Origin of the sequence: Mesorhizobium sp. NBSH29 (assembly GCF_015500055.1) — a bacterium.
Classification (GTDB): domain Bacteria; phylum Pseudomonadota; class Alphaproteobacteria; order Rhizobiales; family Rhizobiaceae; genus Neomesorhizobium.
In genome coordinates, this window is record NZ_CP045492.1 from 2,951,384 (window position 1) to 2,965,279 (window position 13,896).

The following is a 13,896-nucleotide window of genomic DNA, read 5'->3' on the forward strand; positions in this document are numbered from 1 at the left end:
CCTTTGTCGACCGCCCGACCACATAGCGTCAGGCGTTTTGGAGAACTGAATTATGAGATTACCAATTTTATCACGCGCAGGTCGCGCTTCCATCGCAGTCGCGCTATTGGCGTCTGTCAGCCTGGTCGGAATGCCGGCAACCGTCGCCGCGCAGGAAGCTACTACGAGTAGCGCGCCCCTCGACCGCAAGGAAGTCGAGTTGATCGTGCGCGATTATCTGCTGGCCAATCCGGAGATCATGCTCGAGGTTCAGCAAGCTCTGGAAACCAAACAGAAGGAAGAGCAGCGTCTTGCAGGTGCCGGCGCTATAAGCGGTGCGAAGGACGAAATCTTCCGGTCTCCCTATGACGCGGTCATTGGCAATCCGGATGGTAAGGTGACCATCGTCGAGTTCTACGATTACAATTGTGGCTATTGCAAACGGGCTATCGAAGACATGCGCGCGCTGACCAAGGGCGATCCGGATCTGCGCTATGTGTTGAAAGAGTTCCCCATTCTGGGACCGGATTCACAGAAAGCGCATGTCGTGTCCGCAGCTTTCCACAAATTGATGCCAGAGAAATACGGTGAGTTCCACAGTCAGCTTTTGGGCGGGCAAGGGCGTGCTACGGAAGACAGTGCTGTGAAGATCGCTCTGTCGCTCGGTGCCGATGAAGCAGCACTGCGCGAGGCAATGAAGGACCCCAAGATTCCCGAGGTTTTCAATAGCACGTATGAGCTTGCGACCAAGCTTTCGATCAGCGGGACGCCGTCCTATGTTATAGGCAACGAGGTGGTGTTCGGCGCGCTCGGCCACGAAGTGCTGGCTGAAAAGATCGAGGCTGCCAGAGCTTGCGGGACCGCCTGCTAAGTTGAGTTCAGTTTGAAAACAGCGGCTGTGGACAGCGCAAGAACGGGCTTGCGCTCTTTGCGCATCGCTCTAATCCCAGTATAGAGTGCGTTCTCATCGGTTGGCTCCGGTGTCATGAGGTTTGTATTGAAAACGGTATATGTTCTGAACGGTCCTAACCTGAATGCCCTCGGCAATCGCGAGCCTGGCATTTATGGAGGCCGTACACTTTCAGGCATCGAAAGCGACTGCCGCACAACGGCAGCCGAACTTGGTTTCGAGGTCGATTTCCGCCAGACCAACCATGAAGGCCTGTTGGTCGACTGGCTGCATGAGGCCAGCGAAAGAGACGTCATCGGCGTCGTTCTCAATGCCGGCGCCTATACGCACACATCGATTGCGCTACATGATGCCATTCGCACCATTCAGCCAATACCGGTGATCGAGGTGCATCTTTCAAACGTGCATGCACGCGAAGCTTTTCGCCAGCAGTCACTGATCTCCCCGGTTGCCGCCGGTGTCATTTTCGGGCTCGGCCCGCTGGGTTATGTTCTGGGCCTGCGGGCCCTGGCGGCCCGACCGTGACCAGCCCCCGAACACAAGGGACCAGAATGTCGATTAAGAAAAATGGTGTTGACCAGCAGCTGATCCGCGATCTGGCTGGGATCCTTAACGAGACACAGCTAACCGAGATCGAGGTTGAGCAGGGCGATTTGCGTGTGCGCGTGTCGCGCCAGTCGACCATGATGCAGGCCGTAGCGCCGGCTGCCGGCCCGGTATTCCCGGGCCAGGCTCCACAGAGCCAGCCGGTTGCAGCCCCTGCGCCGGCAGCCGACCCGTCCAAGAACGCGGTTCCCTCGCCCATGGTCGGCACCGCCTACGCTTCCTCATCGCCCGATTCAAAGCCGTTCATCGAGGTCGGACAGACGGTCAAGGAAGGTCAGACGCTATTGATCATCGAGGCGATGAAAACCATGAACCAGATCCCCTCGCCCCGCGCCGGCAAGGTAACAGCCATTCTGTTTGAAGATTCGCAGCCCGTCGAATACGGCGAGCCGCTAGTAGTCATCGAATAGCGCCCCGGCAACCGCATGTTCCAGAAAATCCTCATTGCAAATCGCGGCGAAATTGCCCTGCGCGTTCTGCGCGCGGCCAAGGAGCTTGGCATCCAGACGGTGGTTGTGCATTCCACCGCCGACGCTGACGCCATGCATGTGCGCCTGGCAGACGAAAGCGTGTGCATCGGGCCCCCGCCTGCCCGCGATTCCTATCTCAATATCCATCAGATCGTCGCAGCCTGTGAAATCACCGGCGCCGATGCAGTGCACCCAGGATACGGGTTTCTGTCGGAAAACGCCAAGTTCGCCGACATCCTGGCTGCCCACAAGATCACCTTCATCGGCCCCTCGGGCGACCATATCCGCACCATGGGCGACAAGATCGAGGCCAAGCGTACGGCCAAGCGTCTTGGCATTCCGGTCGTCCCCGGCTCCGAAGGAGCGGTAACCGAGGAAAGCGAAGCCAAGCGCATCGCCGCAGATATCGGCTATCCCGTCATCATCAAGGCCTCTGCCGGCGGCGGTGGTCGCGGCATGAAGGTCGCGCGTACAGAGGAAGATCTGGAAATCGCGCTCGACACTGCTCGCTCTGAAGCAGGCGCGGCATTCGGTGACGACGCCGTCTATATCGAAAAGTATCTCGAGAAACCGCGCCACATCGAAGTGCAGGTGGTGGGCGATGGCGCTGGCAACGCCATTCATCTTGGCGAACGCGACTGCTCTTTGCAGCGCCGACACCAGAAAGTTTGGGAAGAGGCCAATTCGCCGGCTCTCAACGATGAAGAGCGCGCCAAGATCGGCGAAACCTGCTCCAAGGCAATCGCCGACATGAGCTATTCCGGCGCAGGGACGATCGAATTTCTCTACGAGAACGGCGAGTTCTATTTCATCGAAATGAACACGCGCCTGCAGGTAGAACACCCGGTTACCGAAGCCATCACCGGCATCGACCTGGTCCATGAACAAATACGTGTCGCCTCCGGCGGCGGACTTTCTGTGCGCCAGAACGAGATCCGTTTTCAGGGCCATGCGATTGAATGCCGCATCAATGCGGAAGACCCGCGTACCTTCACGCCGTCCCCAGGCACCATCACGCATTTCCATACCCCTGGTGGGCTTGGTATCCGCGTCGATAGTGGCGTCTATTCCGGCTACCGCATCCCGCCCTATTACGACAGCCTGATCGGAAAATTGATCGTCCACGGCCGCAACCGGGTGGAATGCCTGATGCGTCTGCGCCGCGCGCTCGACGAATTTGTCGTCGACGGTATCAAGACAACTTTGCCACTGTTCCGAGACCTGGTCGGCAACCCGGATATCGCCAATGGCGACTACGATATCCACTGGCTGGAAAAACATCTGGCGCAGAACCCTTAGGCGCCTATCTGTAATGCGATGACGCGCCCTTACGCACCCGGTTATCGCATTCCGCCCGAGCTGCTCCTGAAGGCTTATGCTTCGGGCGTTTTCCCGATGGCCGAAAGCGCCAGCGACCCGGAGGTTTTCTGGGTCCGGCCGGAAACCCGCGGCATCATCCCGCTAGACGCACTGCATATTCCACGCAGCCTGCGCAAAACGATCGCGCAAGGTACCTTCGAGGTCAGACTCGACCACGATTTCGAAGCTGTCATTGATGCTTGCGCCGAAATGCGCAGCGACCGCGAGAGTACTTGGATTAATCCGCCGATCCGCCACGCCTACGTCTCTCTGCATGAGCGCGGCCACTGCCATTCCGTCGAAGCCTGGCAGAATGGCGCTCTGGTAGGCGGCCTATATGGCGTCACTCTCGGCCGCGCATTCTTCGGAGAAAGCATGTTTTCACGGGTCCGGGATGCTTCAAAAGTCTGTCTGGTAAAGCTGGTCGAACACCTCAATGCGCGCGGCTTCACGCTGCTCGACACGCAATTTACCACCGAGCACCTGAAGCGTTTTGGCGCAACCGACGTACCGCGAAACCGATATGAAGAAATGTTGGAAGAGGCGCTGAAAGAGGACGCTGAATTCCTGCCTGCCGCAGACTAGTTCGTCGTTGGTTCCGGTGGCGGAACTTCAGACTTTTCCTTGCAGGCCTTCAGCCACACATCATAGACCGGATGCTCTACGGCATTCAAACCGGGGCTTTCGGCAAACATCCAGCCGGTGAAAATCCGCTGTATCTTGCGGTCGAGAGTGATCTCGTCGACTTCAACGAAGGAATCCGTACGCGGCGCTTCTTCGGTTGGACGCGCATAGCACACGCGCGGCGTTACCTGCAGCGCACCAAACTGAACCGTCTCGTCGACATAGACATCAAAGGTAATGATCCGCCCGGTGATCTTATCGATACCCGCAAACTCGGCGATCGGCCTCTTGATCCGCTCAGCCTGGGCTGGTGCCAACCCGACGACAAATGCCACACTTGCAGCAAGCGCGGTCTGGAAAATTCGAGCTGAAAAAATGCGCCAGTCAAATGCCATAAAAATCGATACCAGAAGTTGCGTCCGAATCAGAATTGCGTTCAATTCTTTGGTCGGCGCAGCATGCATAAAATTCGGATAAACGCGAATTGTGGCGATAACGGCTCGCCCGGCTATTGCGCTACTGGCCTGGTGTCCAGGCGTCATAGTCACCGGTCACGCGCGGGCGCTGTTCATTGGTCAAAACAGAGCCCTTTGGCCGATAAGCATCCGGCGTTCCGGTCAAGTTCGGCTCATGGGCTTTCTGCCACTGGCGCGGTTTATAATCTTCCTGTGCCGGTGCAATGTCGGTTCGATGATGCATCCAGCCATGCCAGCCGGGAGGGATCATCGATGCTTCCGAATAGCCGTTGTAAATCACCCAGCGGCGCGTGCGGCCTTCGGAGTCAACGCCGCCCTGATAATATATGTTGCCGAATTCGTCGTGGCCCACCTCGGTGCCATGACGCCAGGTGTGAAAGCGCGTGCCGAGCGTCTGGCCGTTCCACCAGGTGAAGAACTGGGTCAGAAATTTCATGGGTCGGCCCTCACTGCTGCAAGCACTCGCCTTATGGCGTCCCGGCTCCTGCATGGCAAGAGGAACAAGCGCTGCCGCGACGAATGGCCATCGCAGCAGGGCAGATATCTCAGGTCAAGGTGCGCTCATAGATCAACGCTGGAATTCCAGACTGATCGGCCCCGCAATGTGGTGTCCGGCCCATGGCAACAAACCCCTGCGACAGGTAAAACGCGACAGCCTTTTCGTTCTTTTCCTCGACCTCGAGCCGGATCCTTTTGGCCTCGAAAAAGCTTTCGATGATCTCATCGAGAAGCATGCTCCCGATGCCCCGTCCCTGAAATGCGGGGCGAATATACAGTTGTTTCAGCATCACCGTCGCGCCGTCTCCATCTGCCTGTGCAAACGCCACGCCGCCTAGTGTTTTGCCGTCATCAGCCACCAGAAACTCCGAGCGCGGCAAGGCAAGCCGCGCCTCAAGGGCGGCGACCGAATGCCATGCGCCCGTAATCTCGGCAACCTTTGCCGATCCGTAGATCTCATCATAGGTTGCGTGCCATGTTTCGGCGAGCAGCGCGCTGATCGCCGAAAGGTCACGCTCGCTGGTAGTGCGTACAAACATCGTCATCCCCTGCTGGTCATGCCCGCGCCTGAAATCGCACGAAAAACACTATTCGATGCCCAGCTTCGCCTTCACCAGATCATTGACTGCCTGTGGATTGGCCTTGCCCCCGGTAGCCTTCATCACCTGCCCGACAAACCAGCCAGCCATGGTCGGCTTTTCCTTTGCCTGCTCCACCTTGTCGGGGTTTGCAGCAATTATCTCGTCCACGGCCTTTTCAATGGCCCCGGTGTCGGTCACCTGCTTCATGCCCCGGCTTTCAACCAGCTCTCTTGGGCTACCACCTTCATTCCAGACGATTTCAAAAAGATCCTTGGCGATCTTTCCGGAGATCACGCCTTCTATGATGAGATCCAGCACCTCGCCAAGCTGTTCGGGCGAAACCGGTGATTCTTCAATGGCTTTACCGGCCTTGTTCAGAGCACCCAACAGATCGTTGATGACCCAGTTCGCCGCCATCTTCCCGTCGCGCCCGGCCGCAACGCGCTCGAAATAATCGGCAATCGCCTTTTCAGACACAAGGATTGACGCATCGTAGACCGACAGGCCGAGCGCAGAGACTAGCCGCTCCTTCTTATCGTCGGGAAGCTCCGGCAAATCTCTGGCAAGTTCGTCGACAAATGCCTGGTCGAATTCGAGCGGCAACAAGTCGGGGTCTGGAAAATAGCGATAATCATGCGCCTCTTCCTTGGAGCGCATCGAACGGGTCTCGCCCTTGGCAGGGTCGAACAACCGCGTTTCCTGTGCAATTGAACCACCATCTTCCAGAATGGCAATCTGGCGGCGTGCCTCATAATCGATTGACTGGCCGACGAAACGGATCGAATTGACGTTCTTGATTTCGCAGCGCGTGCCAAACGGTTCACCAGGACGGCGCACCGATACGTTGACATCAGCGCGCATCGAGCCTTCATCCATGTTGCCATCACAGGTGCCGAGATAGCGTACGATCGTGCGCAATTTGGTCAAATAGGCTTTTGCCTCGTCGGCCGAGCGCATATCCGGCTTTGAAACAATTTCCATCAGCGCCACGCCAGACCGATTAAGGTCGACGAAGGACATGGTCGGATGCTGGTCATGGATCGATTTGCCCGCGTCCTGCTCGAGATGCAGCCGCTCGACTCCCACTTCCACGTCTTCAAATGCGCCCTTTTTGTCAGGCCCTACCGAAACAGTCACAACGCCCTCGCCGACGATCGGCTGCTTGAACTGCGAAATCTGATAGCCTTGCGGCAGATCGGGATAAAAATAGTTCTTCCGGTCGAAAACCGACTTGAGGTTGATCTGCGCCTTCAGTCCTAGCCCGGTGCGGACCGCCTGGCGCACGCATTCCTCGTTGATGACCGGCAACATCCCAGGCATAGCCGCATCCACCAGCGATACGTTGGCGTTGGGTTCGGCACCAAACGCCGTCGAGGCGCCGGAAAACAGTTTTGCCTCGGAAGTTACCTGGGCATGGACTTCCAGCCCGATGATAACTTCCCAATCACCGGTCGCGCCGGCGATCAAACGTTTTGGTTCTGGCGTTCGGGTGTCAACAAGGGTCATGGAAGCCTGCAATAGATATGGGAGCCGACGCGCCGTGCATGCCAGCCAGATAGCTTTTCGCTAGTGCAATCTTCGTCACGAGACAAGCCCAATGCCGCAATCCGGGCGCTACAGCCGCCCGGTTAGACCATGCGCCGGGTATTCGACCTAGGCAGTCGCGATATACGCCCGGATATCGCTGGCTTCACGCTCGACATCCTCGATCCGCCGTTTGACCACATCACCAATCGAGATGATCCCGTCCAGCATGCCATTCTGCTCAACCGGAAGGTGACGGAATCGTCCTGTTGTCATGATCTCCATGACTTCATTGACTGTATGATGGGCGTTGCAGATTTTGACTTTAGCCGTCATCGCATCGCGCACCGAGTGCTCAAGCGCCATCGATCCGGCTTGCGCGATGGCGCGGACGATATCGCGTTCAGACAAAATGCCGACGATCTTGCGATCACCATTGGTGATGACGATTGCACCAATGCGCTTTTCGGCCAACACCTTTATGGCCTCCGAGAGCTTTTCGTTGGGTCCTAGGGTCACCACGTCATGGCCCTTAAGTTCCAGAATTGCCTTCACCGTCATTATGGCCTCCTTCCTCGTGCGCCGGGACGCCCTCCCCGGCACTGTTGGCTCCGGCCATGGTGCGCCCACGGCCCCAGCAATTCAAGTTGGAAGATGACCTGTGGACCCGCTAGCTCGGATCGGGCTCGACAAATTCAGGCGCAGGCTCCCGGTCGAACCAGCCGATGAGAAGAAAACCAGCCAGAAATCCACCGATATGCGCTTCCCAGGCGATCGAATCCTGTGACCCCGGGCCGAAACCAATTAGACCAGTGATCAGGTTCACCGCCATCCAAATGGTCAGGAAGGTCACCACCGTACGCGAACCAAACACAGCTGAAAACGACATCAGAATTCCGGCAAAAGCCGGATGGCGGGCCTGCCGGTCGATGCGAAAGCCGAACCGCGCTGCAGCTCCCATCATGCCGGAAATGGCACCTGAAGCACCGATCAGGGGTACGGCGTCGTTCATGTGCAGCAGATAGTGAAGCAAGGCTGCAGCCACGGCGGTCAACATCCAAAAACCCAAAAACCTGAGCGTGCCCAGCCTGTAGGCTAGAGGAGACCCAAATGCCGCCAGCCAGATCATATTGATGCCAAGATGCATCATCGACCCGTGCAAGAACGAATAGGTCACCGGACTGGTGAATGCATAAATATCAATAGGATACCGGCCGGAATAAAACTCCGGGATAAAGGCTGCGGCCCCAAGCAGCACAGCATCCTGATGCGCGTCCATCAGATAAACGCGCACCAAGTGGACAACGACACAGATTCCCGCCAGCCACACGATCACCGGCGCCAGATTGAACGCCGGCTCGCGGGCAGGTTCAAAACCACCGGGCGCAATCTTCTGGTCGGATAAGGGAGGTGATTCTTCTTCAGTCTGGTTTTCGGTCATCAGCCTATGTAGGGCCTGTTTGACCGGCTGAAAAGAAGAAGGCCGTTCAGGTTTCCCTGAACGGCCGCCGAGCCCCCTGCTCCCCTGTAAACTTTTTCCGCTGGGTCTTCCGTGACTGGAGTGACGGCGCCCGTTTAGCTTGCCGATTAAGTGCCACAGCAGCCGTGCCGGTACAATCTAAACCATCTGTTAACCTTAACGACCCCCGCCCGTGAACAACCTCGAGTGCGACTGGCATGCAACCTGCTGCACCCCTCATGTAGACCCATCGGCAAGCGCGATTCTGTTCACCGATGGCACAAAAAGTGGACGAATCGTGGTGACGAGGCCAACATGAAACAGAACGAGACACAGTCATTGTTCCAATATTGGGACAGATTGCGCGCCGACCGTATCGCTCCGCTGCGCACCGATATTGAACCAGCCGACATCAAGAAGCTGCTTGCTGATACGTTCATTCTGGAAAAAGACGCGCGTGGCGAAGCCGTATTCCGCCTCGCCGGCACCCGGCTTTGCGCTACTTATGGTCGTGAGCTCAAGGGGTTTTCGTTCATTTCCCTCTGGAAGGAAAAAGACCAGCGCCTCGTCAGACGGCTTAGTCAGAACGTGTTTTCCTCGCAATCCGTGGTCGTGCTGACGTTTGAGGGTGTGAGCCGAGAGGGACGGACCAGCTTTTTTGAACTGCTGCTTCTGCCCCTTGATGGCGGCAGCGCCAACCCGAGATGCCTGGGCATCGTTTCAGCATTGAAGAAAACCTATTGGCTGGGCACAGACCCGATCGTAGAGGCAGCACTCGAAGCGGTCCGCGTGATAGATCCCGCCGCCGAGTCGACACGCAGCGCAGCGCGCCACATTCTACCGGTGCCAACGCTCGCGCCTGACACTTCAGCGCTGACAGCTGACGCGGATTCCGCCCGAAGCAACGGCCGACGATTTCGCCACCTGGTTGTACTTGATGGAGGACGAGGCGGTTAACAAGCGGTCCGGGGAACCGCTTGTTAACCGAACATCTGTATATCGCTAATCATGTTTCTTCGCCCAGCGAAGGTAGTTTTGAAGAGAGCATGATGCAACCCGCTGCGGTCGATCTATCGTCATCACCTGTCGAGCGGCGCAATTTCCAGCGCGTTCGGGTCAAGATTTATGGCCGGTTCATGCTCGAGAACAAGTCCGAGCACCCGTGTCAGGTTATCGACATGTCGCCGGGCAACGTCTCACTTCGCTGCGACCGCCCTGGCGAGAAGGGTGAAAAAATTATCGCCTATCTTGATCACCTTGGCCGTGTGGAAGGCCATGTGACACGCACCACAGACGACGGTTTCGCCATGACCATTGTGGCATCCGACCGGAAGCGCGAAAAGCTCGCGGCCCAATTGACCTGGCTCGCGAACAAGCATGAACTGGACCTGCCGGAAGACCGCCGCCACGAACGCATGGCACCGCGCAACCCGACCAGTTTCCTTGTCATGTCCGATGGCCGCCAATATTCATGCCGCATCATCGACCTTTCCCTGTCGGGTGCAGCGATTGAGATCGACGTCCGTCCCGCCATCGGGGTTCAAGTTACTCTCGGCACCATGCGCGGCCAGGTCGTGCGGCATTTCGACGAGGGCATTGCGATCGAATTCGCTGTCGTACAGCGGTCCGACAGTCTCGAGCAGGAATTCGGCGGAACCAACCGAACGTAATCCACTCTGGCACCCATAACGAAAAAGGCCGCTCTTCGCGGCCTTTTTTTTTTAGTTACCGTGCACCCCGCCTGCTCAACGAGCCACCGCTCAACATGACGCATTGGTGTCAACGTCAGCAGCCTTTACCTCGCCTGGCGCAAACCGCATGGTTAACATCGCTTTGCCAAATTCCTGATACTTTTATACTTATTTTATTCTATTTTTATTCTAACTCCGTTCAGTATTTACTCAATATCTACTTCGCGATTTTGCGTCAAATAAATTCGTTGCAGTCATTGTGTCCTCACTCGGGGAGACTAAACAATGACAACAATAACAAAGAAGATAGCACTTCACCTAGCGTCACTTGTTCTCGCGGTTGCTGCCGTGACAAGCGCTGCAGAAGCGCAGGGGCCAGCGTCCATGGCGACCGGCAAGCGTACCACGCAGCCAGTCGGCCATTACCAATTTTGCCTCACCCAGCCGCAGGAATGCCGCCAGAAAACAGCGAGCGCCCGTCCCGTCGCACTGACGCGGTCGCTCTGGGGTCAGCTAATCGCGGTCAACAATGCGGTCAACACGCGCATCACGCCGCGCACTGACATGGAAATCTGGGGGCAGGAAGAAGTCTGGTCGTTTCCCACCACAGTCGGCGATTGCGAGGATTATGTCCTGGAAAAGCGTCGTGAGCTTATGGCACTCGGCATTCCCGCCGGCAGCCTGCTGATCACGGTTGTGCGCCAGACCAATGGTGATGGCCATGCAGTCCTGACCGTACGCACAGGGGGTGGCGACTACATTCTGGACAATCTGGAACCCCGCATTCTCGCCTGGCAGGACACCGACTACACGTTTTTGAAGCGTCAGTCGGAAACCAATTCCGGCACCTGGGTATCCATCAACACTGGCCGCGCGATTGCGGTCGGCTCGGTAAAGTAATCGGGCACACAGAATAACTCGGTCGAGTCCCCACCCTCCCCGTCCCCATCGACCGGGTTACGGAGCCGGCCCAGTCCCCGGGCCGGCTCCTCCTTTTTAGGAAAGCCTCATTCGGCCACGGCCAGTCCTCCGATAAACCGCCGCCCATTCTCAACATAATGGGCAGCAGATTGGCGAAGTCCCTTGATAGCCGCTTCGTCCAGCATCCGAATGGCTTTGGCTGGCGCACCGACAATCAGCGACCCTTCTGGATATTCCTTGCCCTCGGTCACCAGCGCGCCGGCACCGACAAGCGAATTTTTGCCGATCTTCGCGCCGTTCAGGATAATGGCACCCATGCCGACAAGACAGTTTTCGCCGATGCTGCATCCGTGGAGCATCGCCTTGTGGCCAATTGTGCAACCCCGTCCGATCGTGATCGGAAAGCCCACATCGGTGTGCAGCACGGCGTGTTCCTGCACGTTGGTGTCGTCTCCAATGGATATGAGTTCATTGTCTCCACGTATCACAACGCCGAACCAAATCCCTGCATTGCGCCCGAGCCGCACACGCCCGATCAGGGTCGCGTCCGGTGCCACCCAGTTGCTGGCCCTTTCGTCAAACTCGGGGCTTATCCCGTCGAGCGTATAAATCGGCATTGGGTACTCCTGCGCATCTCGGCATTTACAATCCATTTACCATAACCGGCCACAGTCAATCTTGATAAGCGACCGACACCTGCAACCGGATTGCGCACATGAAAAATGCCGTAGCGCTCGCCGCAAATGATTTCAGAACAGTGGACTCGAAAATTCTTATCCGCATATTTTACGGCATCGCGGCATTGGCCGTACTTTCGCTCATCATCAGCTTTGGCGGGCGATGGTTCGGGCACGCTATCGCGCTGGCTGGGCACACCGAAGATTCTACGCCTTACGAAGTGGTGATCGGCAACAATGTCCTGAAGGTGCCCGGCAACAAGATCCGCTTCGACCGGTCGCGACGCGACGGAATTGCTGATCGGCTGGAATTGTATCTCCACTGGCCTGATATGGGCGGCTACAGCACAGCCCACAGCGATGATTTCAACAACCTCGGACCGGACAAGAGATTGCTTTTCGTATCTCTCGAACCACAGATCATGTCACGCGACATGAGCGGCCGTTTCGAGCCCATTTACAGCGCGCTGATTGCCAAGCCAGGCAAGCCTGCCAGTGCCGGGATCACACTTTACGACTTCACTGAAAAATCAGGTTATTCCAATGAGTTGCTGGCCGTTGCCGCACGGCCAGGCGACAATACACCCTTCGTCGCGCGCTGCTTGAGTGGTCCGACAGCCGACGAATCGCTGGCTGCTTGCGAGCGTGACATTACGGTCGGCGATGGTCTGATCCTGTCTTACAGATTTTCCAGAGAACTGCTCGACCAATGGTCGGCACTGGACGCTGCAATCATCGATAGCGCCCGATCCATGCTCCAGACCGGGCGTTGATCTCAGACCTCGAGGTCGATGTCGAGGATAGCCATCGAGAAGTTATAGTCGCCGTCTTCCTCGTCCTTATAGACAAGCCCGAGGAAATCCACGCCGACATAGACTTCAGCCGAATCGTTCTTGCGCGGCCGTGCCTTTACTTCCATCGTAGGGCTCTTGAAAGCACGCCTGAAAAACGCTTCCAACTTTTTGATCTCTGCAGGGGTCAACGGTTTTCTCCGCTCGCAATTCGATTGATTGCGCGCTTCTGACACGTCCATAATGGCGATGTAAAGGCGACGCAGACTTTCAGACCCGCAGAGTGCACAGGCGACCGGTCAGATATCGAAGCTCTCTATCTGATCAAGTTGGGCATCTGGCAAAAGTTGGTCCATCTGGCGCGAAGGCTGCTCGCAGCCCGATTCGCCGACAACGCGGGCCGGCACGCCGGCAACAGTTTTGTTGGGAGGTACCGGTGCGAGCACTACCGACCCGGCAGCAACCTTCGAGCAGTGCCCCACTTCGATATTTCCAAGAATCTTCGCGCCGGCTCCGATGAGGACGCCGTGGCGAATTTTCGGATGACGGTCGCCACCGGCCTTGCCCGTACCGCCGAGCGTAACCCCGTGCAGGATTGAGACATTGTCCTCGATGACAGCGGTTTCACCCACCACAAGCCCCGTCGCGTGATCGATAAAGATGCCTTTGCCGATTTGTGATGCCGGATTGATATCGGTCTGGAACACGGAAGACGACCGGCTTTGCAGATAGAGGGCAAAATCGCGGCGTCCTGTATTCCAAAGCCAGTGCGCTAGACGATGCGTCTGGATGGCGTGAAACCCCTTGAAATAAAGCACCGGCATCAGGAACCGGTCGCAGGCCGGATCGCGATCATAATAAGCCTGGATGTCGACACGCACGATCGACGACCATTCGGGCACGTCCTTCGCCATCGCATGAAACGTCTGCCGAATGAGGTCGGCGCTCAGATCCTGATGATCAAGCCGCTCGGCGAGCCGATGGATGACCACGTCTTCCAAATTGTCGTGGTGGAGGATGGTGGAATAGAGAAACGCAGCGAGCAACGGGTCGACTGCCACCGCCTGCTCTGCCTCGCTACGAATAGCTGCCCAGATCGGATCGACTGGCCTCAGCCGGCTGCGCGGCGCGCTCAAAGAATTCATCACAGTCTCCGTACCTGCGCTTTGCGCGTATGGCGATTACTTATACGCCCATATCAACCATCGTAGTACTCAAAATTCCTGAATCCTTCATCAAATGAATGTGGTTGGTGGCGATTCAGAGCGCAAGGAAAGCGTATTAGTGTTATCATCGGACTAGTTAGTGCAGCGGGGGTTGCAAATTGCGT

General features: G+C 57.1%; 18 protein-coding genes. 9 read left to right on the top strand and 9 right to left on the bottom strand.

Going from position 1 to position 13,896, the window contains the following annotated elements:
• Positions 1-52 precede the first annotated feature (52 nt).
• The 5 genes from GA830_RS14685 to aat all read left to right on the top strand — a co-directional run bounded on the left by GA830_RS14685 (position 53) and on the right by aat (position 3,909).
• On the top strand, positions 53-850 hold the full coding sequence (locus GA830_RS14685; protein WP_195162547.1) for a DsbA family protein: 798 nt from the start codon (positions 53-55) through the stop codon (positions 848-850).
• A 126-nt stretch (positions 851-976) separates the two neighbouring features.
• Positions 977-1,414 carry a type II 3-dehydroquinate dehydratase gene (gene aroQ, locus GA830_RS14690; protein ID WP_195162548.1) on the top strand — a complete coding sequence of 146 codons (438 nt, stop codon included), beginning with the start codon at positions 977-979 and terminating at the stop codon, positions 1,412-1,414.
• Between the two features lie 26 nt (positions 1,415-1,440).
• Positions 1,441-1,905 (top strand): acetyl-CoA carboxylase biotin carboxyl carrier protein, encoded by a 465-nt coding sequence (accB, locus tag GA830_RS14695; RefSeq protein WP_195162549.1) that lies wholly within the window; start codon positions 1,441-1,443, stop codon positions 1,903-1,905.
• A 15-nt stretch (positions 1,906-1,920) separates the two neighbouring features.
• Positions 1,921-3,264, top strand: coding sequence for an acetyl-CoA carboxylase biotin carboxylase subunit (accC, locus tag GA830_RS14700; protein WP_195162550.1), 1,344 nt, complete (start codon positions 1,921-1,923; stop codon positions 3,262-3,264).
• An 18-nt stretch (positions 3,265-3,282) separates the two neighbouring features.
• Entirely contained in the window at positions 3,283-3,909 is a 627-nt protein-coding gene (gene aat, locus GA830_RS14705) for a leucyl/phenylalanyl-tRNA--protein transferase (protein WP_195162551.1), read from the top strand.
• Here aat and GA830_RS14710 read toward each other — a convergent pair.
• The 6 genes from GA830_RS14710 to GA830_RS14735 all read right to left on the bottom strand — a co-directional run bounded on the left by GA830_RS14710 (position 3,906) and on the right by GA830_RS14735 (position 8,468).
• The gene (locus GA830_RS14710; protein WP_195162552.1) at positions 3,906-4,343 is read right to left on the bottom strand and encodes a DUF2155 domain-containing protein; all 438 of its coding nucleotides are present in this window, start codon (positions 4,341-4,343) and stop codon (positions 3,906-3,908) included. The two genes, aat and GA830_RS14710, sit on opposite strands and share 4 nt — an antisense overlap.
• A 121-nt stretch (positions 4,344-4,464) precedes the next feature.
• Positions 4,465-4,860 carry an NADH:ubiquinone oxidoreductase subunit NDUFA12 gene (locus GA830_RS14715; RefSeq protein ID WP_195162553.1) on the bottom strand — a complete coding sequence of 132 codons (396 nt, stop codon included), beginning with the start codon at positions 4,858-4,860 and terminating at the stop codon, positions 4,465-4,467.
• 109 nt (positions 4,861-4,969) lie between these two features.
• Complete coding sequence (locus tag GA830_RS14720; RefSeq protein WP_195162554.1) at positions 4,970-5,461, bottom strand: GNAT family N-acetyltransferase; 492 nt, start codon at positions 5,459-5,461, stop codon at positions 4,970-4,972.
• A gap of 48 nt (positions 5,462-5,509) precedes the next feature.
• A complete protein-coding gene (gene gatB, locus GA830_RS14725) occupies positions 5,510-7,009 on the bottom strand; it encodes an Asp-tRNA(Asn)/Glu-tRNA(Gln) amidotransferase subunit GatB (RefSeq protein WP_195162555.1) in 1,500 nt (499 codons plus the stop codon).
• 147 nt (positions 7,010-7,156) lie between these two features.
• Positions 7,157-7,588 (bottom strand): CBS domain-containing protein, encoded by a 432-nt coding sequence (locus GA830_RS14730; RefSeq protein ID WP_195162556.1) that lies wholly within the window; start codon positions 7,586-7,588, stop codon positions 7,157-7,159.
• 109 nt (positions 7,589-7,697) lie between these two features.
• Positions 7,698-8,468, bottom strand: a complete 771-nt coding sequence (locus tag GA830_RS14735; RefSeq protein WP_195162557.1) for a rhomboid family intramembrane serine protease — start codon at positions 8,466-8,468, stop codon at positions 7,698-7,700.
• A gap of 333 nt (positions 8,469-8,801) precedes the next feature.
• On the opposite strand from GA830_RS14735, the gene GA830_RS14740 reads away from it, so the two are divergent.
• The 3 genes from GA830_RS14740 to GA830_RS14750 all read left to right on the top strand — a co-directional run bounded on the left by GA830_RS14740 (position 8,802) and on the right by GA830_RS14750 (position 11,077).
• On the top strand, positions 8,802-9,443 hold the full coding sequence (locus GA830_RS14740) for a PAS domain-containing protein (RefSeq protein ID WP_195164971.1): 642 nt from the start codon (positions 8,802-8,804) through the stop codon (positions 9,441-9,443).
• Between the two features lie 92 nt (positions 9,444-9,535).
• Positions 9,536-10,156 carry a PilZ domain-containing protein gene (locus GA830_RS14745; protein ID WP_195164972.1) on the top strand — a complete coding sequence of 207 codons (621 nt, stop codon included), beginning with the start codon at positions 9,536-9,538 and terminating at the stop codon, positions 10,154-10,156.
• Between the two features lie 315 nt (positions 10,157-10,471).
• Entirely contained in the window at positions 10,472-11,077 is a 606-nt protein-coding gene (locus GA830_RS14750; RefSeq protein ID WP_195164973.1) for a transglutaminase-like cysteine peptidase, read from the top strand.
• Between the two features lie 107 nt (positions 11,078-11,184).
• Here the strand turns inward: GA830_RS14750 and GA830_RS14755 are convergent, their stop codons facing one another.
• A complete protein-coding gene (locus GA830_RS14755; protein WP_195162558.1) occupies positions 11,185-11,715 on the bottom strand; it encodes a gamma carbonic anhydrase family protein in 531 nt (176 codons plus the stop codon).
• Between the two features lie 98 nt (positions 11,716-11,813).
• Between GA830_RS14755 and GA830_RS14760 the strand changes: the two genes are divergently transcribed.
• Positions 11,814-12,548: a hypothetical protein gene (locus tag GA830_RS14760; protein ID WP_195162559.1), complete on the top strand. Its 735-nt coding sequence runs from the start codon at positions 11,814-11,816 to the stop codon at positions 12,546-12,548.
• A gap of 2 nt (positions 12,549-12,550) precedes the next feature.
• Here GA830_RS14760 and GA830_RS14765 read toward each other — a convergent pair whose 3' ends face one another.
• Together GA830_RS14765 and cysE are read right to left on the bottom strand one after the other, a co-directional pair.
• A complete protein-coding gene (locus GA830_RS14765; RefSeq protein ID WP_195162560.1) occupies positions 12,551-12,757 on the bottom strand; it encodes a DUF3126 family protein in 207 nt (68 codons plus the stop codon).
• A gap of 108 nt (positions 12,758-12,865) precedes the next feature.
• Complete coding sequence (cysE, locus tag GA830_RS14770) at positions 12,866-13,711, bottom strand: serine O-acetyltransferase (protein ID WP_195162561.1); 846 nt, start codon at positions 13,709-13,711, stop codon at positions 12,866-12,868.
• Positions 13,712-13,896: the final 185 nt, after the last annotated feature.

Bases quoted from the DNA above. Each gene is read 5' to 3' on its own strand.
- GA830_RS14685 (WP_195162547.1), top strand. From the start codon at position 53: ATGAGATTACCAATTTTATCACGCGCAGGTCGCGCTTCCATCGCAGTC.
- GA830_RS14720 (WP_195162554.1), bottom strand. From the start codon at position 5,461: ATGTTTGTACGCACTACCAGCGAGCGTGACCTTTCGGCGATCAGCGCG.
- cysE (WP_195162561.1), bottom strand. From the start codon at position 13,711: ATGAATTCTTTGAGCGCGCCGCGCAGCCGGCTGAGGCCAGTCGATCCG.
- GA830_RS14715 (WP_195162553.1), bottom strand. From the start codon at position 4,860: ATGAAATTTCTGACCCAGTTCTTCACCTGGTGGAACGGCCAGACGCTC.
- gatB (WP_195162555.1), bottom strand. From the start codon at position 7,009: ATGACCCTTGTTGACACCCGAACGCCAGAACCAAAACGTTTGATCGCC.
- accB (WP_195162549.1), top strand. From the start codon at position 1,441: ATGTCGATTAAGAAAAATGGTGTTGACCAGCAGCTGATCCGCGATCTG.
- accC (WP_195162550.1), top strand. From the start codon at position 1,921: ATGTTCCAGAAAATCCTCATTGCAAATCGCGGCGAAATTGCCCTGCGC.
- GA830_RS14710 (WP_195162552.1), bottom strand. From the start codon at position 4,343: ATGGCATTTGACTGGCGCATTTTTTCAGCTCGAATTTTCCAGACCGCG.
- GA830_RS14745 (WP_195164972.1), top strand. From the start codon at position 9,536: ATGCAACCCGCTGCGGTCGATCTATCGTCATCACCTGTCGAGCGGCGC.
- GA830_RS14760 (WP_195162559.1), top strand. From the start codon at position 11,814: ATGAAAAATGCCGTAGCGCTCGCCGCAAATGATTTCAGAACAGTGGAC.
- aat (WP_195162551.1), top strand. From the start codon at position 3,283: ATGACGCGCCCTTACGCACCCGGTTATCGCATTCCGCCCGAGCTGCTC.
- GA830_RS14735 (WP_195162557.1), bottom strand. From the start codon at position 8,468: ATGACCGAAAACCAGACTGAAGAAGAATCACCTCCCTTATCCGACCAG.
- GA830_RS14730 (WP_195162556.1), bottom strand. From the start codon at position 7,588: ATGACGGTGAAGGCAATTCTGGAACTTAAGGGCCATGACGTGGTGACC.
- GA830_RS14755 (WP_195162558.1), bottom strand. From the start codon at position 11,715: ATGCCGATTTATACGCTCGACGGGATAAGCCCCGAGTTTGACGAAAGG.
- GA830_RS14740 (WP_195164971.1), top strand. From the start codon at position 8,802: ATGAAACAGAACGAGACACAGTCATTGTTCCAATATTGGGACAGATTG.